The sequence below is a fragment of the Achromobacter sp. MYb9 genome (genome assembly GCF_002975275.1).
GTDB lineage: Bacteria > Pseudomonadota > Gammaproteobacteria > Burkholderiales > Burkholderiaceae_B > Achromobacter.
Map to the genome: position 1 here is coordinate 228,531 of NZ_PCOQ01000003.1, position 22,707 is coordinate 251,237.

General features: G+C 65.7%; 22 protein-coding genes. 10 read left to right on the plus strand and 12 right to left on the minus strand.

Going from position 1 to position 22,707, the window contains the following annotated elements; translation table 11 throughout:
- The first annotated feature begins 5 nt into the window (after positions 1-5).
- Positions 6-986, plus strand: a complete 981-nt coding sequence (locus CQ050_RS07470) for a tripartite tricarboxylate transporter substrate binding protein (RefSeq protein ID WP_105556171.1) — start codon at positions 6-8, stop codon at positions 984-986.
- On the opposite strand, the gene CQ050_RS07475 is transcribed toward CQ050_RS07470, so the two are convergent.
- Both CQ050_RS07475 and CQ050_RS07480 read right to left on the minus strand, forming a co-directional pair.
- On the minus strand, positions 987-2,720 hold the full coding sequence (locus tag CQ050_RS07475) for an alpha/beta-hydrolase family protein (protein WP_105556172.1): 1,734 nt from the start codon (positions 2,718-2,720) through the stop codon (positions 987-989).
- A 7-nt stretch (positions 2,721-2,727) separates the two neighbouring features.
- Positions 2,728-3,387, minus strand: coding sequence for a glutathione S-transferase family protein (locus CQ050_RS07480; RefSeq protein WP_105556173.1), 660 nt, complete (start codon positions 3,385-3,387; stop codon positions 2,728-2,730).
- A 211-nt stretch (positions 3,388-3,598) separates the two neighbouring features.
- Here CQ050_RS07480 and CQ050_RS07485 point away from each other — a divergent pair, with 211 nt between their 5' ends.
- Entirely contained in the window at positions 3,599-4,366 is a 768-nt protein-coding gene (locus CQ050_RS07485) for a class II aldolase/adducin family protein (protein ID WP_105556174.1), read from the plus strand.
- A 58-nt stretch (positions 4,367-4,424) separates the two neighbouring features.
- Here CQ050_RS07485 and CQ050_RS07490 read toward each other — a convergent pair whose 3' ends face one another.
- Entirely contained in the window at positions 4,425-5,231 is an 807-nt protein-coding gene (locus tag CQ050_RS07490; RefSeq protein WP_105556175.1) for a hypothetical protein, read from the minus strand.
- Positions 5,232-5,434: 203 nt separating this feature from the next.
- Between CQ050_RS07490 and CQ050_RS07495 the strand changes: the two genes are divergently transcribed.
- A complete protein-coding gene (locus CQ050_RS07495; protein WP_105556176.1) occupies positions 5,435-6,016 on the plus strand; it encodes a YceI family protein in 582 nt (193 codons plus the stop codon).
- A 78-nt stretch (positions 6,017-6,094) separates the two neighbouring features.
- Here the strand turns inward: CQ050_RS07495 and CQ050_RS07500 are convergent, their stop codons facing one another.
- The 4 genes from CQ050_RS07500 to CQ050_RS07515 form a co-directional block, all read right to left on the minus strand.
- A complete protein-coding gene (locus CQ050_RS07500; protein WP_105556177.1) occupies positions 6,095-7,147 on the minus strand; it encodes an alpha/beta fold hydrolase in 1,053 nt (350 codons plus the stop codon).
- 139 nt (positions 7,148-7,286) lie between these two features.
- Positions 7,287-7,733, minus strand: a complete 447-nt coding sequence (locus CQ050_RS07505; protein WP_105556178.1) for an SRPBCC family protein — start codon at positions 7,731-7,733, stop codon at positions 7,287-7,289.
- An 87-nt stretch (positions 7,734-7,820) separates the two neighbouring features.
- Positions 7,821-9,389 (minus strand): FAD-dependent monooxygenase, encoded by a 1,569-nt coding sequence (locus CQ050_RS07510; protein WP_105556179.1) that lies wholly within the window; start codon positions 9,387-9,389, stop codon positions 7,821-7,823.
- Positions 9,390-9,626: 237 nt separating this feature from the next.
- The gene (locus tag CQ050_RS07515; RefSeq protein WP_105556180.1) at positions 9,627-10,136 is read right to left on the minus strand and encodes a DUF1993 family protein; all 510 of its coding nucleotides are present in this window, start codon (positions 10,134-10,136) and stop codon (positions 9,627-9,629) included.
- Between the two features lie 387 nt (positions 10,137-10,523).
- Between CQ050_RS07515 and CQ050_RS07520 the strand changes: the two genes are divergently transcribed.
- The 3 genes from CQ050_RS07520 to CQ050_RS07530 are packed head-to-tail and all read left to right on the plus strand — an operon-like array spanning position 10,524 to position 13,132.
- A complete protein-coding gene (locus tag CQ050_RS07520) occupies positions 10,524-11,399 on the plus strand; it encodes an NAD(P)-dependent oxidoreductase (protein ID WP_105556308.1) in 876 nt (291 codons plus the stop codon).
- A 59-nt stretch (positions 11,400-11,458) separates the two neighbouring features.
- Positions 11,459-12,424 (plus strand): tripartite tricarboxylate transporter substrate binding protein, encoded by a 966-nt coding sequence (locus CQ050_RS07525; RefSeq protein ID WP_105556181.1) that lies wholly within the window; start codon positions 11,459-11,461, stop codon positions 12,422-12,424.
- A gap of 39 nt (positions 12,425-12,463) precedes the next feature.
- Positions 12,464-13,132 (plus strand): RraA family protein, encoded by a 669-nt coding sequence (locus tag CQ050_RS07530; protein WP_105556182.1) that lies wholly within the window; start codon positions 12,464-12,466, stop codon positions 13,130-13,132.
- Positions 13,133-13,155: 23 nt separating this feature from the next.
- On the opposite strand, the gene CQ050_RS07535 is transcribed toward CQ050_RS07530, so the two are convergent.
- The 3 genes from CQ050_RS07535 to CQ050_RS07545 form a co-directional block, all read right to left on the minus strand.
- Positions 13,156-13,518: a hypothetical protein gene (locus CQ050_RS07535; RefSeq protein WP_105556183.1), complete on the minus strand. Its 363-nt coding sequence runs from the start codon at positions 13,516-13,518 to the stop codon at positions 13,156-13,158.
- A gap of 40 nt (positions 13,519-13,558) precedes the next feature.
- Positions 13,559-14,224 carry a GntR family transcriptional regulator gene (locus CQ050_RS07540; RefSeq protein ID WP_105556184.1) on the minus strand — a complete coding sequence of 222 codons (666 nt, stop codon included), beginning with the start codon at positions 14,222-14,224 and terminating at the stop codon, positions 13,559-13,561.
- A gap of 105 nt (positions 14,225-14,329) precedes the next feature.
- Complete coding sequence (locus tag CQ050_RS07545) at positions 14,330-15,301, minus strand: AraC family transcriptional regulator (RefSeq protein WP_158266038.1); 972 nt, start codon at positions 15,299-15,301, stop codon at positions 14,330-14,332.
- Between the two features lie 271 nt (positions 15,302-15,572).
- Here CQ050_RS07545 and CQ050_RS07550 point away from each other — a divergent pair, with 271 nt between their 5' ends.
- Together CQ050_RS07550 and CQ050_RS07555 are read left to right on the plus strand one after the other, a co-directional pair.
- Positions 15,573-17,618, plus strand: coding sequence for a TonB-dependent receptor domain-containing protein (locus CQ050_RS07550; RefSeq protein WP_105556186.1), 2,046 nt, complete (start codon positions 15,573-15,575; stop codon positions 17,616-17,618).
- The gene (locus tag CQ050_RS07555; protein ID WP_105556187.1) at positions 17,591-18,502 is read left to right on the plus strand and encodes an alpha/beta hydrolase; all 912 of its coding nucleotides are present in this window, start codon (positions 17,591-17,593) and stop codon (positions 18,500-18,502) included. The genes CQ050_RS07550 and CQ050_RS07555 overlap by 28 nt, the downstream gene beginning before the upstream one ends.
- 31 nt (positions 18,503-18,533) lie before the next feature.
- Here CQ050_RS07555 and CQ050_RS07560 read toward each other — a convergent pair whose 3' ends face one another.
- Both CQ050_RS07560 and CQ050_RS07565 read right to left on the minus strand, forming a co-directional pair.
- Positions 18,534-19,889 (minus strand): ATP-binding protein, encoded by a 1,356-nt coding sequence (locus CQ050_RS07560; RefSeq protein ID WP_105556188.1) that lies wholly within the window; start codon positions 19,887-19,889, stop codon positions 18,534-18,536.
- A complete protein-coding gene (locus CQ050_RS07565) occupies positions 19,886-20,554 on the minus strand; it encodes a response regulator transcription factor (RefSeq protein WP_105556189.1) in 669 nt (222 codons plus the stop codon). The genes CQ050_RS07560 and CQ050_RS07565 overlap by 4 nt, the downstream gene beginning before the upstream one ends.
- 132 nt (positions 20,555-20,686) lie before the next feature.
- On the opposite strand from CQ050_RS07565, the gene CQ050_RS07570 reads away from it, so the two are divergent.
- Both CQ050_RS07570 and CQ050_RS07575 read left to right on the plus strand, forming a co-directional pair.
- On the plus strand, positions 20,687-21,451 hold the full coding sequence (locus tag CQ050_RS07570; protein WP_105556190.1) for a MipA/OmpV family protein: 765 nt from the start codon (positions 20,687-20,689) through the stop codon (positions 21,449-21,451).
- Between the two features lie 101 nt (positions 21,452-21,552).
- Positions 21,553-22,548: a Dyp-type peroxidase gene (locus tag CQ050_RS07575; protein ID WP_105556191.1), complete on the plus strand. Its 996-nt coding sequence runs from the start codon at positions 21,553-21,555 to the stop codon at positions 22,546-22,548.
- Positions 22,549-22,707: the final 159 nt, after the last annotated feature.

Sequence of the window (22,707 nt, forward strand, 5' to 3'; positions counted from 1 at the left end):
CAATCATGCTGAAATTTGCCGCGGCGGCTGCTGTCGCCATTGGAATAGGCGCCGGCGCGCCGGCCCGGGCACAGACCCCGGTGCAGCCTTATCCCTCCAAGCCGATCACGATGGTTGTACCGTTTGCCCCGGGCGGGACGGTGAACCTGATGGGACGCCTGCTGGCCAACCGAATGTCGGAAGTGCTGGGCCAGCCCGTCATCGTGGAAAACAAGCCGGGCGGCGGCGGAAGCATCGGTGCGAACTTCGTCGCCAAGGCGCCGGCCGACGGCTATACCCTGCTGCTGGCGACGATGGGGCAGCAGTCGATCCAGCCGTTGCTGACCCAGAACCTGCCGTACGACGCCATCAAGGACTTTGCGCCGGTCGCGCTGTTTTCCACGGTGCCGAACGTGCTGGCGGTATCGGCCGACCTGCCGGCGAAGACCGTGGCGGAATTGGTGGCCTACGCCAAACAGCATCCCGGGAAACTGAACATGGCATCGGCGGGCATGGGGTCCGTCAACCACCTGACGGGCGAATTGTTCATGTATCGCTCGGGCGCCAGGTTCGAGCATGTGCCGTACCGCGGTGCGGGTCCGGCCACGGCGGACCTGCTGTCAGGCCAGGTGCAGGTACTGTTCGCGAATCTGCCGAACGTGCTGGCGTACATCAAGCCGGGAAAAGTACGCGTCCTGGCCGTGGCCAGCGAGCAACGCAGCGCCGCGATTCCTGATGTGCCGACGTTGGCGGAGGCGGGCGTGAAGGATGCCGTTGTCGAATCCTGGTACGGCGTCATGGCGCCCGCCGGCACGCCTGCCGACGTGATCCGCAAGCTGCAGGACACGGTCGTCGATCTGGCCAGGGACCCGGTCATGATCGCCCATCTGGCCGAGCAGGGCGCGGTGCCGTTCCCCGGCACCAGCGCTGACTTGGCCAAGCTGTCCGGTGAAGAGACCGAACGCTGGAAGCGCATCATCGAAAGCGCCGACGTCCAGACGAACTGATCAGCCGCCGCGGTGGTCGTTCGCGGCTTTCTCGCCGTCGCCGTCGCCCATCGACGCGCGCATGCGTTCAATCAGATGCCGTTTCAGGGCGGCCAGGGCCTCGTCCGTCCAACCCTCTGCGCCCGTCACGGCCAGCCAGGCATCCGCGTAATGCTGCGGTGCGTACACATGGCCGTAGCCGATCGGCGTGTGGGTGCTGACGGACATGTCCAGCGCCAGTTGCAGCATGGTCACCACCGGCACCCAGCGCAGGTCGGGCGAGACGTCGGGGCCGTAAGGCGGGTCCATCCAGGCGGGGCGCCGGTACAGATCGCGATAGTCGAAGAACGTGACGGCATCGCTGGCGTATTGCAGGTAGACGATGCGCATCGGACCCCACGGCGCATCGGCGGGCACGGGCGATCCGTTCTGGTTCATGAAGCGCACGAAAGCCCCATCGCGTAGTTCGGGCAGCCAGGCAGGCGAGCCCGGATTGCGGGCATCGGTGACCGCGCGCCAGACCCGGCTTTCAAACGGCGGGCCACTCCAGAGCGCGCCGTGAATAGGGTCCCCGATCATTTCGAAGAGTTCGGCGGACCGGGCGGAGTTCATGGCGCCCAGGCTCAGGCCATGCAGATACAGCCTGGGCCGGTTGTGCCTGGGCAGGGCAGTCCAATAGTTGTAGATTTCGGCGAACAGCGCGCGTGCGGCTTCCGCGCCATACTCGGGCTGGGCCAGCAGAGACAGGGGGCTGGACAGGTAGGAATACTGAATGGCGACGCTGGCTACGTCGCCGTGCAACAGGTATTCGACGGTGTCCATGGCCGCGGGATCGATCCATCCGGTGCCCGTCGGCGTCACCACCACCAGCGCGGACCGCTGGAACGCACCCACGCGCTTCATCTCGTCCAACGCCAGCCTGGCCCGGGCCCGTGCCGTGTCGGCGCCAGGCAAGCCCACGTATACGCGGATGGGGTCTTGTGCGTCGCGCCCCGTCTGGGCGCGGATGTCGGCGGCGCTGGGGCCCGACGCGATGTACTCGCGGCCCGCGCGGCCCAACTGCTTCCACGCAATCAGCGAAGCCGGGCTGCCTGTCTTGGCGGCGTCGGCGGGTTGCGGGCGCTCTGGCTCCATCAGCGCGTCGTACTCGCGGAACGAGGCGTCCAGCACATGCAGCGCCGCGCGAAAGAACACGTTGTTGGCCAACGACCAGAAAAGCAGGATCGCGATTGCCGCGCCCGTCACATTGGCGACTCGCCGCGGCACCACGCGGCGCACTTGCGCCGACACGGCGCGCGCCACCCGCTTGAATAGCCGGCCCAGCGCCAGCAGTGCGAAAAATGTGACCAGCGCCGTCGCGCTGACCTTGAAGGGGTGCGCGCTGGTCACGGGCTCCATCTTCATCAGGGCCCGGATCGTGTTCTGCCAATCGGCGGCACGCCAAAGAAACAGGATCAGCACGGACAGGCACAGCACGGTGATCAGCGCGTTGGTGATGCGTGCCGCGCGGGCCCGGGGTTCCGGCAGTTCCAGGTAGGCCCATAGCCAGTGCCACAGCACGCCCAGCCCGTAACCGGTGGCCAGGCAGGCGCCAGCCAGTACGCCTTGAGTCACATACGTGCGGGGCACCAGGGTAGGCGTAAGCGACGCCGCGAAAAACAGTGTGCCCAGCAGCAGGCCGACGCCGGACAGCGATTCCAGGTGCGATCGGAAAAAATCGGGCAGGCGGCGCGCGGGGCCGTGTGGCGAAGGCATCGTCCGGTCAGTCCCGATCCGGCGCGCCAAGCGGGAACAGGGGGCGGAACGGCCGCGCTTCTTCAACCGCCCGGGCGAACGAGGGCCGGGCAAGCAGCCGGGCGCGGTAGGCGCGCAGGACCCCATGGGTTTCTGAAATGGGATGCGTCCAGTCCGCGTAAAACAGCGCCGGCGCGGCGGCACAGTCCGCCATCGAAAAATCCGGGCCGGCCGCCCAGGCCCGCCCGCCCAACTGCCCGTCCAGCCAGGCATAGGCCAGTTCCAGTTTTTCCGTGGCAAGCGCCAGGCCTTCCCGGCGCTTGGCATCGTCGCCCGTCAGCGCGCCGTTGACCGCGTGCTGTACCCAGTTCATGACGTGCAGGTCAAAGAACCGGTCCAGAAAGCGCACGTCGAGCGCCGCAACCGGATCGGTGGGCAGCAGGCGGACGGGGCCGGGATGGGCCAGTTGCAGGTATTCGATGATGATGCTGGTTTCGGCGACGTTGCGCGCGCCGTCCACCAGCAGCGGGAACTTGCGCAGCGGCCAGCGCTGCAGCCATTCGGCGGCGTGTTGCGGCGTGTCGGGCCCGATACTGCGGAATTCGAAGGGAGTGCCGTTCTCGTACAGCGCGATCAGCACTTTTTGCGTGTAAGAGGAAAACGGATGGCCGTAGAGCGCAAGCGACATGACGGGGTCTCTCCTGATTCGGTCGGCCTTTATTATGCAAGCGGAAGTCGGCTACCGGGCAAAGCAGGCGGCCGGATAATTGTTTCCACCAGACGGACGGCCGCCGTTTCCGCGGTGCCGGATCGGCGCAAAACTAATACAGTGTTCGATAAGCCGAAGGCAAGGTCGCCTTGGGACAACATGAAGTCTGGATACCAAGACGGGAGACGGGATGGATACGATAAGCAAGCAGGGCGCCAGCGTGCGCGAGCAAGTCAGCGCAACGGAATGGCAAGTCCGCACCGATTTGGCCGCCTTGTACCGGCTGGTGGCGCTGTTCGGGTGGGACGACCTGATTTTCACGCACATCACGGCCAAGGTGCCGGGCACCGAGCATTTCCTGATCAACCCCTACGGGATGATGTTTGACGAAATCACGGCGTCCAGCCTGGTGAAGATCGATCTGGACGGCAACAAAGTCATGGCGTCGGACTACGACATCAACCCGGCCGGCTTCACCATCCATAGCTGTATCCACGCCGCCCGCAAAGACGCGATGTGCGTGTTGCACACGCATTCCATCAACGGGGTGGCCGTATCGGCGCAGAAGGCGGGGTTGCTGCCGCTGTCGCAGTTCGCGTTCATCGCATTGCGTTCGCTCAGTTATCACGACTACGAAGGCCTGGCGTTGAATCCCGAAGAGCAGCCCCGTCTGGTGCATGACCTGGGCAGCAACAACTACCTGATCCTGCGCAACCACGGCTTGCTGACGGTGGGGCAGACGATGGCCGAAGCGTTCCAGGCCATGCATCGCCTGGAAGCCGCCTGCATGGCCCAGGTGCGCGCGCAGGCGGGCGGCGGTGAACTGATGTTCATCCCGCCGGAGGTCCTGGAGCGGGCGGCCGTGGAATCCCCGGCTGACCGGGCGCACAAGGCGGCGCTGGCCTGGCCGGGCTTGCTGCGCCGGCTGGACAGGAAGAACCCGGGCTACGCGGATTAAGCCGCGCAGACGGCGCCCGTGGGGCGCCGTCTGTCGTGGGCGGGCCTTGGCGCTGGCGTTATGGCTTCGCCTCGGGCGAGGCTTGCAGGAATTCGGCGCAATCGGGCAGCGGCGACGCCGGCGCATACACCGAGCCATCGGCATTCCATTTGTAGGTCACCGTATAGCTGCATTGTTTGTCGACGGCGGGCCTGGCCTGCGCCTTCGTCGGCGTCGGCTTCGCGCCGGAATCGGCGTAGCGGCTGGCGTTCGCGGGCGCGCGGGTGGCCTGCGTGGTTACCTGCAAGTCGGGATACTCGACCCCGGCGGCCGTCTTCGTGCCGGCCAGGGGCTTCAAGTCGGCCTTGAACTGGTAGGCATCGATGCAATGGCCATCGCGTTTTTTCTGGTCCGCTTCATTGAAGCAGGATCGGATGCTCGCTTCGGTGGAAAGCGGCATGATGAACACCAGATTGCTGGCGGTCTGTTCGCCAAGGCTCACTTCAAACAGGTAAAGATCCTTGCGGCTGAAGCTGCCGCCCGAAAATGACGTTTCCGGTTCGTATTCGGGTTCGGCGGGGCCCACCACGCCGACCAGCGCGCGGTCTTCGCTCATGCGGATCAACTGTGGCCAGACGGTGAACCCGGAAAAGTCCGGGACGTCGGGCAAGTCCCAGAACGCGCGGTCCGCGCGCAGCGTGCGGCTGGTGGCGAAGGGGCCGTTCGTCTCGAACGACCCGTCGGTCTTGATGCCGACGCACCAATCGGCCTGCGCATTGCAGAGAAGCTTGTTGTCCGAATTCAGCGTCAACGGCTCGACGTCGGGTTGCGCATTGGCCGCAACCGGCAACGCGATGGATATCAGCAAAGCCAATACGCTTTTCATTGTCATTCCTGTGATTGCGGAAAATGCCCGGCGCATTATTGCGTGAATAGGAATATTCCTATATTTAATGAGTGAGGAAGGCTGACAGGCTGTTTCAAGCAGATTGGAAAGACTGACGCGGAACTGAATGATATGGTCTGGGTTCCAACTTGTGCCAGTGCGCCCTGGGCGCGCGGGCATCTCCCCTGTCATAAGGAACTCTGATGAAGTCGATTCCGTCTTTGCTGGGCGCCGCCGCGCTGATGTTGACCCTGCCGGCCGCCGCCGCGCCGGTGACCTACGACCTGGATCCCGCGCACACCTATCCCAGTTTCGAGGCCGATCACATGGGCGGCCTGTCCACCTGGCGCGGCAAGTTCAACAAGTCCAAGGGCGTGGTGGTGTTGGACCGCGAAGCGCGCACTGGCACGGTGGAAGTCACGGTGGACATCAATTCCGTGGACTTCGGCCATGACGAAATGAACCAGCACGCCGTTGCGCCCGACATCTTCGACGCCGCCCGCTATCCCACCGCCACCTTCAAGGGCACATTCACCAAATTCGATGGCGACCGCCCTGAAGAGGCCACGGGCGACCTGACCCTGCGCGGCGTCACCCGGCCCGTCAAGATGGAGATCGACGACTTCAAGTGCATCCAGCACCCCATGGAAAAGCGCGAAGTGTGCGGCGCCGACGTGTCCACGAAGTTCAGCCGCAAGGACTTTGGGCTGAACTTCGGCCTGGACATGGGGTTCAAGCCGGAAGTGGAGTTGAATATCCAGGTGGAAGCGGGCCGGCGTCCTTGAGCCGATACGTACCATTCATCCCACATTTTTAGGCGCGGCGGCCGGTGATTGTTCAGGGGCCGCCCCGCGCATAGGCGCTTACCGTCGGGCGACGTCCAGCACCGCCTCGGCGAATGCCTGCGGCGCTTCTTGCGGCAGGTTGTGCCCGATGCCACCCGTGATCTCGCGGTGTTGGTATTTGCCGGTGAACTGCTTGGCGTAGCTGGCGGGGGGCGGATGTGGCGCGCCGTTGGCGTCGCCTTCCAGGGTGATCGTCGGCACCGTGATCTTCGGCGCCGTGGCCAGGCGCTTTTCCAGTTCGTCGTACTGCGGTTCGCCGTCAGCCAGCGCCAGGCGCCAGCGGTAGTTGTGCACCACGACGGCCACATGGTCCGGGTTGTCGAATGACTGCGCCGAACGCTGATACGTGGCGTCGTCGAACTTCCACTGAGGCGACGCCAGCTGCCAGATCAGCTTGTTGAAGCCGTCGCGGTTGGCGGCGTAGCCCGCCGCGCCGCGTTCGGTGGCGAAGTAGAACTGATACCACCATTGAAATTCCGCCTGTGGCGGCAACGGCTTGCGGTTGGCTTCCTGGCTGCCGACGAGATAGCCGCTGACCGACACCAGGGCTTGGCACCGCTCGGGCCACAGCGCGGCCATGATGTTGGCGGTGCGCGCGCCCCAATCGAAGCCGGCGATAACGGCGCGGTCGATCTTCAACGCGTCCATCAGCGCGATGATATCGACGGCCACAACCGCCTGTTGGCCGTTGCGGGGCGTGTCCGCCGACAGGAAGCGCGTCGTGCCATAGCCGCGCAGGTAGGGAATGATCACGCGGTAGCCGGTGGCCGTCAGCCGCGGCGCCACCTCGGCGAACGCGTGGATATCGTAGGGCCAGCCGTGCAGCAGGATGGCGACGGGGCCGGCGCTTGGGCCGCGGTCCACATAGCCCATGTCCAGGTTCCCGGCACGGATCTGGCGGATGTCGCCAAATGGTGCCGCGCCACTGCCGGCTGCGGGGGGCGAAGCGGAGGTCGAGGTGGCTTTGGCCAGTGCCGTGCCGCTTACGCCAAGGTTCAGCAGGCTGGCGGCCGCCAGCGCCGAAGTGCTGGCAAGCAGACGGCGGCGTTGCGGATCGATTGGGTGCTTCATCGTGGAGACTCCATGAAAGGTTCGCGGGTGGGGGCTTGCTGCGAACGATTTATAGAGGCTCCGCAAAGGCGTTGGGTGTCGGAATGTACGAGCCCCGGACGTGGATACAGTGCGATTCAAATCCCCCGGGCCGATCCGATCAGTCGGGAATGTCGGGTTCCACAAGCGGCGCCAACTGCGCCAGCGATTCCTGCCAGCCCAGGTAGCACATTTCGGGCGGAATGACGGCCGGGATGCCTTCTTGCTTGATGCTGATGTCGGTGCCGCACGCGACCTTGCGCAAGGTGATCGTGGTCTGCATCTGGCCCGGCAGGTTCGCGTCGTCGAACTGGTCCGTGTAGCGGATCTTTTCGGACGGGACCAGTTCCAGGTATTCGCCGCCGAAATTGATGACGGTGCCAGTGGAAAAGTTGCGGAACGACATCTTGTGGCGGCCGCCTACCTTGGCGTCCAACTGGTGGACCTGGCAGGTGAACCCGTAGGGGGGCAGCCATTTCGCGATGGCGTCGGCTTCAAGGAAGGCGCGGTAGACGCGTTCGGGGGAGGCGCGCAGGACGCGATGGAGGGTAACGGTTCCGGTAGTCATGGTGTGTCCGCCTTGGAATGAGAGGGTCGTACTCATACGACGTTCAGAGGACAACGAAATCGACATGGCCGGTGTTAGTGAAAACCCCTAATTCTGTAACCGACCGATGTACGCCGCCAACGCTGCGGCATGCCCCTGTTCGGCACGCAGGCCGACGTGGCCATCGGCTCGGACAACCACCAGCACAATGCCGCGCACGCCCAGTGCGTGGGCGATGTCGGGCGCCAGGTAGGCGTGCGCCCCGGGCACCCCGGTATTCGCGGTCAGGACGGTCACCTGTTCGATGATGGCTCCGTCGGCCAGTGCTTCCATGTCGCGGCGCACCTGTTCCAGGGCGTCCTCGGGCGTCGCGGCGCAGCCGATCAGCAGGGCGGTGTGACCGTGGCGGCCGGTGCAGGCATGCAGGTGGCCGATGCCGCCCGACGCGAACGCCAGGGGAATCTGATCAGGCAGGCGCTGGCCCGGCCAAAGGGCGTCGTGCGCATCGCCCATGACGATGGGGGATCCTGCGTAGTCGATATCAAGCTCGGCCTCCGCGACCGCTTCGTGGTGCCGCGAGGCAGGATCGGCAAAGATCGTCCGGATCGCCGCATCCCGTTCGCGGCGGGCGCGTTCCCCTTTGAGCATCTGTGCGCGTTCGGCGGCATCGCCCGAGGCCATTACCTGGTCGGCCACCGGGCGCCGTTCGGCGTGATAGCTGTCCAGCAGCGCGTCGGAACAATGCCCCTGGCAAACCAGCGCAAGCTTCCAGCCCAGGTTGTAGGCATCTTGCAGGCCGGTGTTCATGCCATGCCCTTGCGCCGGGCTACAAGTGTGCGCAGCGTCACCGGCCAGCAGCACGCGACCGGACCGGAAAGTCCGGGCAACCTTGGTGTGGCAATCGAAGCGCGTGGGATGCGAAATCTGGTCAAAGCGCGCCTCGGGCAGGTAGCGTTGCAAGGTGGCCAGCGCGTCGGCGACCAGATCGGATTGCGCCGAGCGGGGCCGAAGGTAGACGCGCCAGCGGCGGTCCGGCAGGGCCGTCAGGATGACCGGCGTGGGATCCAGATAGGCGTAGTTGGCTTCAAAGGACTCCGGCCATGCCGGGATGGCTGCATCGAACACGGCCCATGGCTGGTGGATGTCGTGGCCGTCTTGTTCGATACCCATCAACGTGCGGACGGTGCTGTGGTGCCCGTCGCATCCGACGACCCATTGCGCGTGGACCTCTGCCCGCGCGCCCCGCTGATCGATCGTGGCCGTCACGCCATCGGGTTGTGCCGCCAAGCCCACCAGCGTGGTGGCGCGCGTGACCGCGCCGCCGTGTGCGACGAGATAGTCGTGGAGGATGGATTCGGTGACTTCTTCCGAGATGCCGATATTGAAGGGATACCGGCTGCCGCACAGCGACAGGTCAATGTCGCCCAGCACGGCCCCATCGGCGTGAATACGGGCATGGCGCTGTTTGACGCCCAGGCGCAAGAGCGGGTCGGCGATGCCCAGTGCGTCCAGTATTTCGATTGATCGCGGATGCACGACGGTGGCGCGGTCCCAATCCATGGGCTGCTCGTGCGCGTCGATCAGCAAGCACTGGACGCCTCGCCGAACCAGCTCCACGGCGGTGAGCAGGCCGGCAGGGCCCGCGCCTACGACCAGAACGGTTGTCGCGATCATCATGGATCTCCCTGAGCGGGGTGGTCATCGGCGGGGGGGCGTGCGTTACGCGATTCGCGTCCGGCGAAATTAGAGCAAGCGCGATGCCGCCGTCAACGGTTCCGAACTGCGCCGAATGGCTGAGGGACCGGAAGACCGGTGCGGGCATACCAGACGCTGGCGCCATGAACAAGGCCGCGGGATCAACGCCGCGGCCTTGTTCAATGGTGCGGCGTCAGGCCCGCACGCACTTCGGTGACATCAATACGCGCCCATGTAGTCGCGCTTGCCGACTTCGATGCCGTTATGGCGCAGGATCGCGTAGGACGTCGTGACGTGGAAGAAGAACTGCGGCAGGCCGTAATGCAGCAGGTAGGCGCTGCCCGACAATTTCTTTTCTTTCGGGGTGCCCGGGCGCAGCACGATTTCCAGGGACGCGCTTTGCTCGAACTGTTCCGGCTTGAAGGAGCCGACATGCGCCAGGGTCTTGGCGATCAGGGCCTGCAGCTCGGCGAACGAGGGTTCGCCATCGGGCCACGACGGGACTTCCGCGCCGGCCAGGCGGGACGCGATGCCCTTGGCGAAGTCAGCGGCAATCTGCACCTGGCGCGACAGCGGAAACATGTCCGGGAACAGACGCGCGCCCAGGTAGGCGGACGGGTCGATGTTCTTTTCGGTGGCGTGGGCTTCGGCCTTCTTCAGCACGTCCGACAGGGCGGACAGCATTTGCTTGATGACGGGGACGGAAGCGTCGTACATAGGACTGGTCATGAGGGGGCTCGCAGAATGGGTGAAGCGGGCGCGGGGCAACCCGCGCGGCAGGCCCAAGACTACCAGCAATCGGCGACAGGATGGCGGCTTGCAGGATCCCTGCGGTCAGGGCCTTCAATGTGGCGGCGACGCGGGTCGAGCAATCCAGTTTGCGGAACACGCTTTCGACGTGGGCGCGCACTGTGCTGGTCGCGCGGCCTCGTGCAAGGGGGATTCCTGCGCTGCCGGGCCCATGCCCGGCAGCGCGCCGTGCCGGCGGTTTGCTGCTACCACTCAAATGTACTTTTTATGTTCCGTATTTCTTTGAAATAGCCGGGTTATCCCTAGTAATAGGGCTCCTTTCTGGCGCGTTATAACCATGTCTGTATTTTTTTTGTATTTATGAACATGAAAATAGCTCTGATTGGATGTGGGGAAGTGGGCGACTGCTATGCGCAGGCGTGGGTGGCCGGCGGGCATTCCATCGTCGGCATCTGCGAACTGCGGCAGGACGCCGCGATGCAGGCGCGCGCGGCCTCGCACGGCAGCGTGTTGCACGCCGAACCCGGCCCCTGGCTGGCGCAAGCCGACATCGTGGTGTCGGCGGTCTTCGGTCACGCGGCGCTGCACGTTGCCGCGCAGGCGCTGCCGCATCTGCGCGGCGACGCGTCGTATGCCGATTTCACGACCGCAAGCGCGGCCGACATGCGCGCTGCCGCCGACATCGCCGCGCAACGCGGCGTGCCCTTTACCGACGTGGCGATCATGGGCGCCATTGCGCTGCTGGGCGCGCGCACGCCGCTGTTGTGCGCCGGCACGGGCGCACCGGCCGTGGCCGCCTTCACGCTGGCTTGCGGCGCGCCCGCGCAGGCGATCGAGGGCCAGGCGGGCGATGCCGTCCGCCTCAAGCTGTTGCGCAGCATCCTGACCAAAGGCATGGAAAGCCTGGCCGTCGAATGTCTGGTCGCGGCCGAAAGCATGGGCCTGCGGGCGTCGCTGTACGAAGTGCTGTCCGATATGGATCGGACGCCCCTGACGACATTCGTCGACTCGTTCGTGCGTTCGCATGTGCTGCATGCGCCGCGCCGTCTGGCCGAGGTGCGCGAAGCGCGCGAGCAATTGGTCGAGGCCGGCCTGCAGCCGCTGGTGCTGGATGGCGTCGAACGGCTCTTCGCCCGAACAGCCAAGGGTATCGAAGCGGCGCGCGACGCAGGCTCGTTCAACGTGCCCGATTCCGTCGCGGACCGGCTGGCATGGCTGACGCCCCTGGCGCGCCAATCCTGAATCCCGCAGAGCGGCCCCGAAGAGGGCCGCGACATTCCCGAATACAAGTGAGGAAGACAATGACATCCGTAAAGACTTTGCTGGCGTCGGCGCTGCTGGCGGCTTGCGCCGTGGCCAGCGCGGCCGATATGGGCTCGGCCCCCATCACGCTGATCTCTCCGTTTCCGCCGGGCGGGGGCACCGACACCTTGACCCGCATGATCGGCTCGGCCATCGCGCAGGACACGGGCTGGAACATCGTGGTCGAAAACAAGCCGGGCGCGGGCGGCAACCTGGCGCTTGACGCCACGGCGCGCGCCAAGCCCGACGGCCACACGCTGGTCATGGCGCAGACGGACAACATCGTGCTGAACCCGTGGCTCTATAACAAGCTCAGCTACGACACCTTCAAGGATTTCAAGCCGGTGGGCCTGGTGGCCTCGTCCCCCAGCGTGTTCGTGGTGGTGCCGGAATCCCCCTACAAGACGCTGGACGACGTGGTCAAGGCAGCGAAGGCGCGGCCGGGCCAGGTGTCGCTGGGCATCCCCGGCATCGGCGGCAGCGGCGACCTGATCGGCCATCTGTGGCGCAAGGCCGCGGGCATGGAGCTGATGCACGTGCCGTACCGTGGCTGGTCGCAGGCGTTCCCGGATCTGGCCAGCGGCCGCATCGACCTCTACACCGGATCCGTGGCGTCGCTGCTGCCTCAGATCCGCGGTGGCAAGGTGCGCGCGCTGGCCGTGGTGGCGGACGCGCGTTCGCCCGCCTTGCCCGATGTGCCGACCTTCGCGGAAAGCGGTTTCAAGACCATCAATCAAACGATCTGGTGGGGGCTGATGGCGCCCGGCAAGACGCCGGATGACGTGGTCGCGACGCTGAATCAGGCGCTGAACAAATCTCAGGCGCAACCGGACGTCGTGAAGAAGCTGGAAGACTCGGGCTACAGCGTCATGACGGGCACGCCGGCGGACCTGGGCAAACGCCATCGCGCCGACCACGACATCTTCGGCAAGGTCGTGCAGGAAGCCGGCATCCCGAAACAATGATCTTGCGAACCCCCCAGTTCAAGCACCAGGAGACCCCTAATGACCGGTTTTGATATCCATCCGCGCAAGCGCGCGGTCGCCAGCGAGTTTGTCGAGAAGTTCCGCCGCATCCCCGTCGCCAACATCAGCGACTGCATGTCGCGCATGACGGCCGGCGGCGCGCGCCTGCGGCCCATGCATGACGGCCATCCGCTGGCCGGTCCCGCGCTGACGGTGCGCACGCGCCCGGGCGACAACCTGCTGGTGCACAAGGCGCTGGAACTGGCGCAGCCGGGCGATGTGGTGGTGGTGGACGCCGGCGGCGACCTTACCAACGCCATCATCGGCGAGATCATGACCACCTATGCGCAGACGCGCGGTCTGGCCGGTATCGTGATCAATGGCGCGATCCGCGATAGCGGCACCATCCGGCGCGGCTCGTTCCCGGTGTACGCCGCCGGCGTGACGCACCGCGGGCCGTACAAGGATGGTCCGGGCGAGATCAACGCCGTCATCGCGCTGGACGGCATGACGATCGAGCCGGGCGACCTGATCCTGGGCGACGAAGACGGCTTGCTGTCCTTGCCGTATGACCTGGTACCCGCCCTGTATGAAGCCGCATCGGCCAAGCATGCGGTCGAAGAGCAGATGCTGGCGCAGATCGCCGCCGGTACGCTGGATACCTCGTGGATCGACGCCCGGATGAAGGCGCAGGGCTGGAAGCCCTGAGCCGGCAGCGCCAAGGCCCGCCGTCAGGCCTTGGCGATTCCCAGGCGGCGCAGGAGCCGGTCTTTGATTGCGCCGCCATAGGCCCACGACAGCACCGCCAGCACCAGCATCGCCACCGTGAAATAGGCGCGCGCGGCCATCGGTACCGGATTCAGTTCCGCGATGGTCCGCATCGGCTCATAAGACGTGAAGTCACTGGCCGCCAGCACGCTGAACAGCAGGGCCAGCACGGGCCCCGTGAAATGCGGACGTTCGCCCCGTGTCGCCGGGTCGGCGTGGAACGACCAGCGCAACAGCTGCACCAGATGGACGGCGACCGTGACCAGTGGAATGGCTACCGCTAGCAGCAGGACGAAAAGGGCGACGAGGATTTGGGGCGAATACATGAAAGCGAATAGTGGGAAAGGCGGAAAACCGCGGCCGGGATCACGCGCCTGACGTGTCGGCTGGCGGCTTGCGCTGGCTGCGGAAAAGCAGGTGCGTCGTGGTCAGGTGAAAGCGCATGGCGATGTCCGCGCATCCCGGATCGCGTGCCCGCAGCGCGGCGATGATCTGGCGATGGTGTTCCACGCTGCGCAGCATGTCGTCGTGCGTGTAGAAGTAGAACGAGCCGATGATGATCGGCATGTCCAGCAGGTTTTCCACCATTGTTCGCACCCGCGCGGATTGCGCTGCATCCAGCAAGGCGTGGTGAAAGAGGTTGTTGCAGTGTTGGACGCGCGCCACGCGGTCGGTGTCATCGGAGACGATGGCGGCCAGCATGCGCTCGTTGATCTGCTCAAGGTGGTCGATCTGTTCGGGCGTGGCGCGCTCGGCAGCGGTACGCGCGGCATAAGGTTCAAGCAGCAGGCGCAGTTCGAACGCCTCGTTGATGTCGCGGTCCACCCAGCCCAGCACCACCGCGCCGCGCCGGCCCTCACGCTTGACTAGGCCATCGGTAATCAGCCGTTCGATCGCGCTGCGCACCGGCGTGCGGCTGACGGAAAGCTCGGCCGCGATGTGCTCTTCGCGCAGCCGCTCGCCAGGCAGGAACACACCGGACATCAGCCGTCGGCGGAGTTCCCCGTAGACAAGGTCGCGGGCGCTGGTCATGGTGGCGCGGAATTCCTGAGGGCGCGAAGAGATCCAGACTATACCCGAAGGGGGGCGCGATTTTGCGCGAAAACCGGCCCTTGCGCGACGGTGGCGCGGGCGCGTTTACCCATGCATCCGGACGTCGCGGGGCGACACGCCGAACAGACGCTTGAAGGCCGTGGCGAAATTGGCGGCGCTGGAATAGCCGGCCATGGCCGCGGCCTGGGCGACGCTGACGCCTTGATTCAACAATGCGCGCTGGGCCGCCCGTAGCCGTTGCTCTCGCAGATATTCAACGGCGGACGACCCCGTCAGCGCGTAAAAGCCCTGTTGCAGCGCCCGCACGCCCAAGCCGGTTTGCGCGGTCAGGTCGGCCAGACGGCCCGGGCCAGTGACTTTTCCGGCATCGATGCGGGCACGCAGGTCCAGCAGACGCGCGGCGTGACGCGGGTTGATGCGACTGGCCAGCGTACCGGCGCTTTGTCCGCCGGCGGCCGCAGCCAGGGCCACGTGCCGAAGCCCTTCTCCCAGCAAGGCCAGACACCGGGATTCCAGCATCAACCGGTCCACGCCGTCCTCGTGGGCGGGAGGTCGCGCGATGCGTTGCGCCAGCGTGACGCCGCGTGGCGTGAGCGTCCACGCATGCAGCGCCAGATGCGTCTGTAGAAAGGACTGGATGGCCCAGGTGTCGACGGCGCCCGGCGAGGACCCGCCGGGAATCAGCCCGCCGTCCTGTAGCCATTGCGGCGCCACTGTCAGCGTGATCGACCGTTCGCGGTGGTTGCGCGCCGCCCGGCGCATGAAGCTGGCGGGTCCGGTCAGCATCAGCAGGCGCGCTTGCAGGCCTTCGCCCGGCGCGGGACCCTTGAGGCGCAGGTGGTGATGGCCGAACTCCAGCTCGACGTCGCCTTGTTCCAGCACGATCAATTTCAAGCCCGGCGTGAGCGTGGAGCGTACGAGGTTGTCACCGCAATCGCGGACGTCGGCACGCCGCAGCATCAGGCCGGGCCGCATCGCCAATACCTCGAAGCTGCCTTCCAGCGGGGTCTTGGCGCCCGCGCCATGGCGGGATTCGATATCGTGCGATCCCCCCATGTGCGTCCCCGCCGCCCGCAATTGGTCGGATGAGATCCCGCCCGCCATTTCCGCCCGTTTTCGCGGCCCCGCCATGCTTGCTCCAAAAAAAGTGAATACCCCCACGCTTCGCGCGCTTGCCGTGCGCCGCCGCAAAGCATCTGGTGCTTTGCGCAAACATGCGGGCCTGATTTCCGTGGAATCATGGGCGGGCTTTCAAATGACCATGAGAATCAGTACCATTATGACCCAAAGTCCCGCCGTCTTGGTCCTCCGCCGGCCCCGGACGATAATGGCCCTGGCCTTCGCCGGGATGACCGGCGCCGCCCAGGCGCAGACGGTTCCGCCCTCGGGCGACGCCGCCGCAAGCCCCGTGCAGTCCCTGGCCCCCGTGGTGGTCACCGCCAGCGGCTATGACCAATCCATCGCCGACGCGCCCGCCAGCATCACGGTGCTGACGCACGAAGACCTGGCCAGGCAGCCTTTCAATACCCTGCAGGACGCGTTGCGCAATGTCGAAGGCGTCAGCGTCGTGGGTGCCAACGCCAACAAGCAGGACATCTCCATCCGCGGCATGCCGGGCAAATACACCCTGATCCTGGTGGACGGCAAGCGGCAGGGCACGCGTGAAATGCTGAACCGCGAAGAGCTGGGCATGGTGCAGGCCAGCCAGATTCCGCCGCTGGCCGCCATCGAGCGGATTGAAGTCGTGCGCGGGCCAATGTCGTCGTTGTACGGCTCCGATGCGATTGGCGGCGTGGTCAACATCATCACGCGCAAGGTGCCGCAGGCGTGGACCGGTTCGATCAACCTGGGCGCGATCTTGCAGCAGCACAGCGAACTGGGTAACAGCCGGCAGGCGGATTTCTACCTGGCGGGCCCGATCAAGGACGAGAAGCTGGGCCTGCAGCTGTTCGGAAAATCCAATCAGCGAACGGAAGCCGACGTGGTGGACGGCTCGTATGGCATCCGGGACCGCGGATTGACCGCCCGGCTGACGCTGACGCCCACGAAAGACCAGGACATCCAGCTGGAAGCGGGTCAGGACGAATACAACCGCTACGGCACCGTGGGCAAATCGCTGGCCGCGACCGAGACAGGCGACTACCGATTGAAGAACCGGCACACGCACTATTCGGTCTCGCACGAGGGCCGCTGGAATTTCGGCACGACCAATGTGTCGCTGCAGCGCGAAGAAGGCAAGGCCAGCAACACGATCGGGGACAAGGACGCCACGTCGTATCCGGACACGCGGCTGGTCAATACGACGCTGGACGCGACGTTGACGCTGCCGTTGCCGAGCAACATGCTGAAGGTGGGCGGGCAGTACATCGACACTCGCCTGTACGGCACCGACAAGGAAGCCGCCTCCACCACGGCGCGCAACACCGTGTCGGGCCTCAGCACGCGGTCCTGGGCGTTGTTCGGCGAAGACGAATGGGCCGTCACCGACAACCTGTCGTTGACGGGCGGCATGCGCCTGGACGACCACGAGCGCTATGGCCAGCATTGGAGTCCGCGCGGGTATGCCGTCTATCACCTGTCGGACGCCTGGACACTCAAGGGCGGTGTCGCGCGCGCATTCCGCGCGCCTGAACTGCGCCAGAGTTCGGCGGACTACATCCAGGCCACGGGCGGCGCCGTGGGCGCGCCGCGCGGCAGCATCGCCGGCAACCCCGACCTGAAACCCGAAACCAGCACCAGCACCGAAATCGGCCTGCACTACCAGGACGACGACGGGGTGGCGGCCGGCGTGACGCTGTTCAACAACGAATTCAAGAACAAGATCTACAGCCAATGCGTGACCGGATGCGCGGGCACCTCGGGCGCCACCTACGAATGGGGCAATATCGGGCGCGCGACCCTGCGAGGCGTTGAAACCAGTCTGACCTGGCCGCTGTCGCGCACGGTCACGCTGACGGGTAACTACACCTATACGCAATCCAAGCGTAAATCCAATGACGAAGTCGCCTATGACGGCACGTCGTTGCAAGGGCAGCCGTTGGACCGGACGCCGCGCCATGTGCTGAACCTGCGCGCGGATTGGCGGGCGACGGACGCCTTGTCGCTGTACGCGTCGGCGAATGTGCAAAGCGAACAGTACTGGGCGAACTATCGCAATGTGTCGACGACGACGCGCCGGCGGCCCGGCGCCACCACGTTCGATCTGGGCGGCAGCTACGAATTGAATTCGCACGTCACCTTCCGATTGGCGGTGATGAACTTGACCGACAAGCGCGTCCCGGTGGACTATCGCACCCGCACAACCGGTCTGGATGGAAACTGGCAAGTCGATGAGGGGCGCCGTCTATGGCTGAATACATCCGTTTCGTTCTGACGGGGGCCACCTTGGCCCTGGGCCTGGCGACGGCCGCGAACGCGCAACCCGGGCACGCCCGGCCCATGGCGGCGCAACCGCCCGCGTTGGCGATCGGCGTGCCGGCCCAGCAGGTGCAGCGCTATGTGCTGGCCGCGCCGGACGGCGGTCCCGAGTACCGGGTGTCGGTCTGGGCGCCGCCGGAAGGGCAGCCGCCGGCCGCCGGTTATCCCGTGGTCTACATGCTGGACGGCAACGCCGTATTTGAAAGCCTGACGCGGACCACGCCCGCCTTGCCGCAGGGCGCGTCACTGCAAGCCGTGGTGGTGGGCATCGGCTATGACGATGCCGAACGCTTCAATGTGACGGCGAGGTCTTATGACTACACGCCGCCTTCCCCTGGCGCGGACGCCCCGCGCGGTTCGCCGCGAGATCCCGATGCGCGGGGTTGGGCGAAGCCGGGCGGCGGCGCCGATCGCTTTCTGGCGGTCCTGCAACAACGCATCCAGCCGCTGGTGGAACGGCGCTATCGCATCGATGCCGACAACCGCACGCTATACGGCCATTCGTACGGCGGCCTGTTCGCGCTGCATGTGGCGCTGAGCCGGCCCCAGGCGTTCCAGCACTACGTTGCGGCCAGTCCGTCGATCTGGTGGAACGGCCGATTCATCCTGCAATCGTTGGCGCGTCCGGCGCCTGTGCCGGAACCCGGCGTGGACGTGACCGTGATGGCGGGCGAAGAAGCACAGGGCCACGAAGATCGCCCGGATAGCCCGGAAAGCGTGGTGCGAGCGCTGGGCAATATCCCTAATGTGCAGGCCCGTCTACGGGTGTTCCCAGGCCTTGGCCATGGCGAGATGCTGCCGGCGTCGCTGGCGGCGACGCTGCGCGATTACGTGCGCTAGCGCGGGGGGATGGGTCGTCGCAGGCCGGCCGTCAGGCGCCGCTTGCGGGGAACGCGATGGTGATGCCCACGCCGTGGCCGTCCAGGCCCGGCCCCCACTCGATCTTCGCGTGGTGCTTGGCGGCGATCTGCGCCACCAGCGACAGGCCGATGCCGCTGCCGCGCTCGATGGTGCCGGCCTTGCGGTAGAAGCGGTCGAACACACGTTCGCGCTCGGGCGGCGCGATGCCCGGCCCGTTGTCGGCGACGGACAACTGCGCGCCGCCGTCGGGCAGCGGGCCGCAGGATACGGCCACGCGGCCGCCTTCTGGCGTGTAGCGCAAGGCGTTGTCCAGCAGATTGCGCAGCAGCACGCCCAACGCGTCGACGTTACCGTTCACCATCGCCGCGTGGGTGTCGAGGCTGATGCGCTGGTTCTTGCGTTTGGCGAGCGCCTCGCTGTCGCGCACAATCATTTCCGATAGTCGATCAAGCGCAACGGGTTCGGCACGGCCCTCGCTTTGCGCCTCGGTACGCGCCTGGTCCAACAACTGTTCGGCCAGACGGGTGGTGCGGGTGGCGACGTCGCGCAGCTTGTCGACCGCCTCGCCGCGTGCTCGCGGGGTGTCGCTACGCACCGCCAATTCGGCGTAGGTGCTCATCGCCGCCAATGGCGTGCGCAACTCGTGCGCGGCGTCGGCCAGAAAGCGGCGTTCCCGGTCGAGCGAGGCCGACAGGCGTTCCAGCAAGCTATTGATGGATTGGATGAAGGGCTGTAGTTCGCCGGGCATTCCCGATGTGGGCAGTGGCGTCAGGTCCATGGCCGGGCGGCTCAGGATGGCGTCGCGTGCGCGGTCCACGGGGCGGAAGGCTCGGCGCATGACCAGCCACGTGAGCCCGGTCAGTATCAGAAAGAGCACGCTCAGGAACGCCAGGCCGTTTCGCATGCGCGCGGCGGTTTCCGTGCGTAGTTGCGCTTCCGACTTGGCGAACTGGACTTGTATGCGGCCATCGGCATCCGCCACGGAATAGGCGCGCCAGCGTTCGCCGCGCAGCGTGACGTCTTCGAATCCGTTGTGGAAATCCTGTATCAGGGGGTAGTCGGGCGCCCACGGCGACTGCACAAGCAGCCGCTTGTCGGCCAGCGCCCACACCTGGAAATTGAACGATTCGCCATCGAAGCGATTGGAGTAGGGAAGTTCAAAGCGGTCTTCGCTGGACGGCCTGGCCTGCAGCAGGCTGGTGGGCAGCGACAGCAGCGCTTTCTGGGCGGCATCCCGCAAATCCCGGTCCGACAGGCCGGTCTCGGCGCGGGTCTGTTCCAGGTAGATCAAGGAAAAGACGGTTACCCAGGTGGCGATCATGGCCAGGAACAGCGTGACCGCCACTTGTCTGCGCAGGGTCTTCATGGCGACACATCCGGCACGATGCGGTAGCCCAACCCGTGCTGGGTCTCGATCAGCCCGTCGCCCAGCTTGCGTCGCAACTGATGGATATAGACCGCCACGGTGTTGCTTTCGATGGTGCCGCTGCTGCCGTAGACGGCAACTTCCAATTGATCGCGGCTGACGGTGCTGCCCATGCGTTGCATCAGCGCCAACAGCGTGTGGTACTCATGCGCGCTCAGGCTGACGTCGCTGCCGCCTTGCGTCACCGTGCGGCGCGCGGGCTCCAGCACCACGTCGCGGCAGCGCAGCGCCGACACCACGCTGTTGCTGCTGCGGCGAAGGACTGCGCGCATCCGGGCCAGCAGTTCGTCCAGCTGGAAAGGCTTCACCAGGTAATCGTCGGCGCCGGCGTCCAGGCCCTGGATGCGGTCGCTAAGGCGGTCGCGAGCGGTGATGATCAGGACGGGGGTCGTGTCGAAGCGGGCGCGCAGCGCCTTCAGCACCGCCAGGCCGCTGCCGTCGGGCAACCCCAGGTCCAGCAGCACGGCTTGATAGCCGTGGTCCACCAGCGCCAGGTGCGCTTGCGGCATGTCGCGCGCCCAGTCCACGGCGGCGCCATCTTGAATCAGGCCCGCGCGCAGGGCGTCGCCCAGCATGGGGTCGTCTTCTACCAGCAGGATACGCAAGCAAGCTCCAGGGCCGTCCGTGGCGGGTTGCGCCGGGGCCTTAAAGAATTATTAAAAGTTGCTCAGGACAATGCAGGCCAAGCCCGGGGGCGGTCGCCCACGGTCACTGTAATAACACTGAAGGAAGCCCTGATGCGGATGGGTATATTAGCAAGAGGCGCGCTTGCGGGCGCGATGTTCACCGGGGCTGGCGCGGTCTACGCGCAAAGCGGGAACTTCATCGGATTGGGGGTCGGAGCGATTCCCGTTTATGAGGGTTCCAGCGAGTATCGGGCGCTTCCGGTGCCGCTGATCAACTACCAATCCGGCAATTTCTTCATCACGCCCCGCATGGGGCTCCCCGCGATGGGGCTGAAGACTTCGCTGGCATCCGATCTGGATGCGGGCGTATTCGTGGGGATGTCGCTGGGGCGCAAGGCCGATGACGCCGACCTCACGAAGGGGCTGGACGACATCAAATTCCACGGCGCCTACGGCGCCTACGTGGAATGGACCCCCGGCCGGTATTCGCTGGGCGCGGGCTACAAGCAGGCGGCCCGCAGCGGCTACGGCGGCACGCTGGAACTGCGGGCGTCGTATGCGGCGCTGATGACCGAGAAGCACACCGTGCAGGTGGGCGTTCGCACCGAATGGGCCAGCAGCGATTACATGCAGACCTGGTTCGGCGTCACGTCCTCGCAAGCGGCCCGCAGCCGCGAGGGCCTGTCGACGTACTCGCCTTCGTCGGGGTTCAAGAACGTGGGTCTCTACTCCACCTGGATGTACCAGATCAATCCCAGCTGGAGCACGGTGTCCACGATTGGCGTCAACACCTTGCTGGGCGACGCCCGAGACAGCCCGCTGACCGACCGCAAGACCAACGTATTCGGCTCGGTGGGCGTGGCGTACCGCTTCTGATCGGTGGGCAGGGCGGACGCAAAAACGGATGACGGTTCTGCTGGGGGAACAGATACAATTTCCGCCAGAATCTCCGCCACCCGTTTTGATGATCCCATCCCATGCCCGCCTTCCCGCCCGAGCCCCAAGCTGTCCATAGCCCCACCACGCGCCACGCGATATTCATCGTCGCCACGCTGAACCCGGGGGCTGCCGCCGCCGAAACCGTCCGCGGCTGGTGCGCCGACGTGGCCACATTGACGCGTACCGTCGGGACGCGCGCGCCGCAGCAGAATCTATCCTGTGTCTGTGCGTTCGGGTCGGACGCCTGGGATGTGCTGTTCGGGCAGCCTCGGCCAGCGTCCCTGCATCCGTTCCGCGTGTTCGGCGACGGCGCGCGCGTTGCGGTGTCCACGCCTGGCGATCTGCTGCTGCACATCCGCGCGGAATCCATGGACGTTTGCTTTGAGCTTGCGACGCTGCTGGTCAACGGGCTGGGCGATGCCGTGACCGTGGTCGACGAAGTCCATGGCTTTCGCTACTTCGACCGGCGCGCCATCATCGGTTTCGTCGACGGCACCGAAAACCCCGAAGGGCGCGAGGCCGTCGATTTCACCGTGATCGGCGACGAAGACTCGGAATTCGCGGGTGGCAGCTACGTGCTGGTGCAGAAGTATCTGCACGACATGGCGGGGTGGAACGCCCTGACGGTCGAGAACCAGGAAGGCATCATTGGCCGCCACAAGCTATCGAATGTGGAACTGGACGACGATATCAAGCCGGCGTCTTCGCACAGCGCGCTGACGACGCTGGAAGAGAACGGCCAGGAAGTGAAAATCCTGCGCGACAACATGCCGTTCGGCCGTCCCGGCGTGGGTGAATTCGGCACGTATTTCATCGGCTACGCGCGTTCGCCCGCGCCGATCGAGCAAATGCTCGAGAACATGTTCGTCGGCCGTCCGGCCGGCAATTACGACCGCCTGCTGGACTACAGCCGTGCCGTGACGGGCAGCCTGTTCTTCGTGCCGTCCGCCGAACTGCTGGAATCCTTGGAAACGCGTGCGGCCGTTGCGCAAGCACCGCAGTTGGCGGCGACGCCGTCTCCTTCGGCCGCCTGACGGTTGCTGCCCGGCTCCACGTCACCGGTATTTCTGCTTCTACGACTAAAGACCGATGCGTCCGCACCGGTCCGCTGCTACCGTCCGCCAGGAGCAGTCCCGCAGCTCAGGCTCCGACCGTCCGGCTGCATGGCAGCGCGGCGGGAGCCGGGCGCGGGG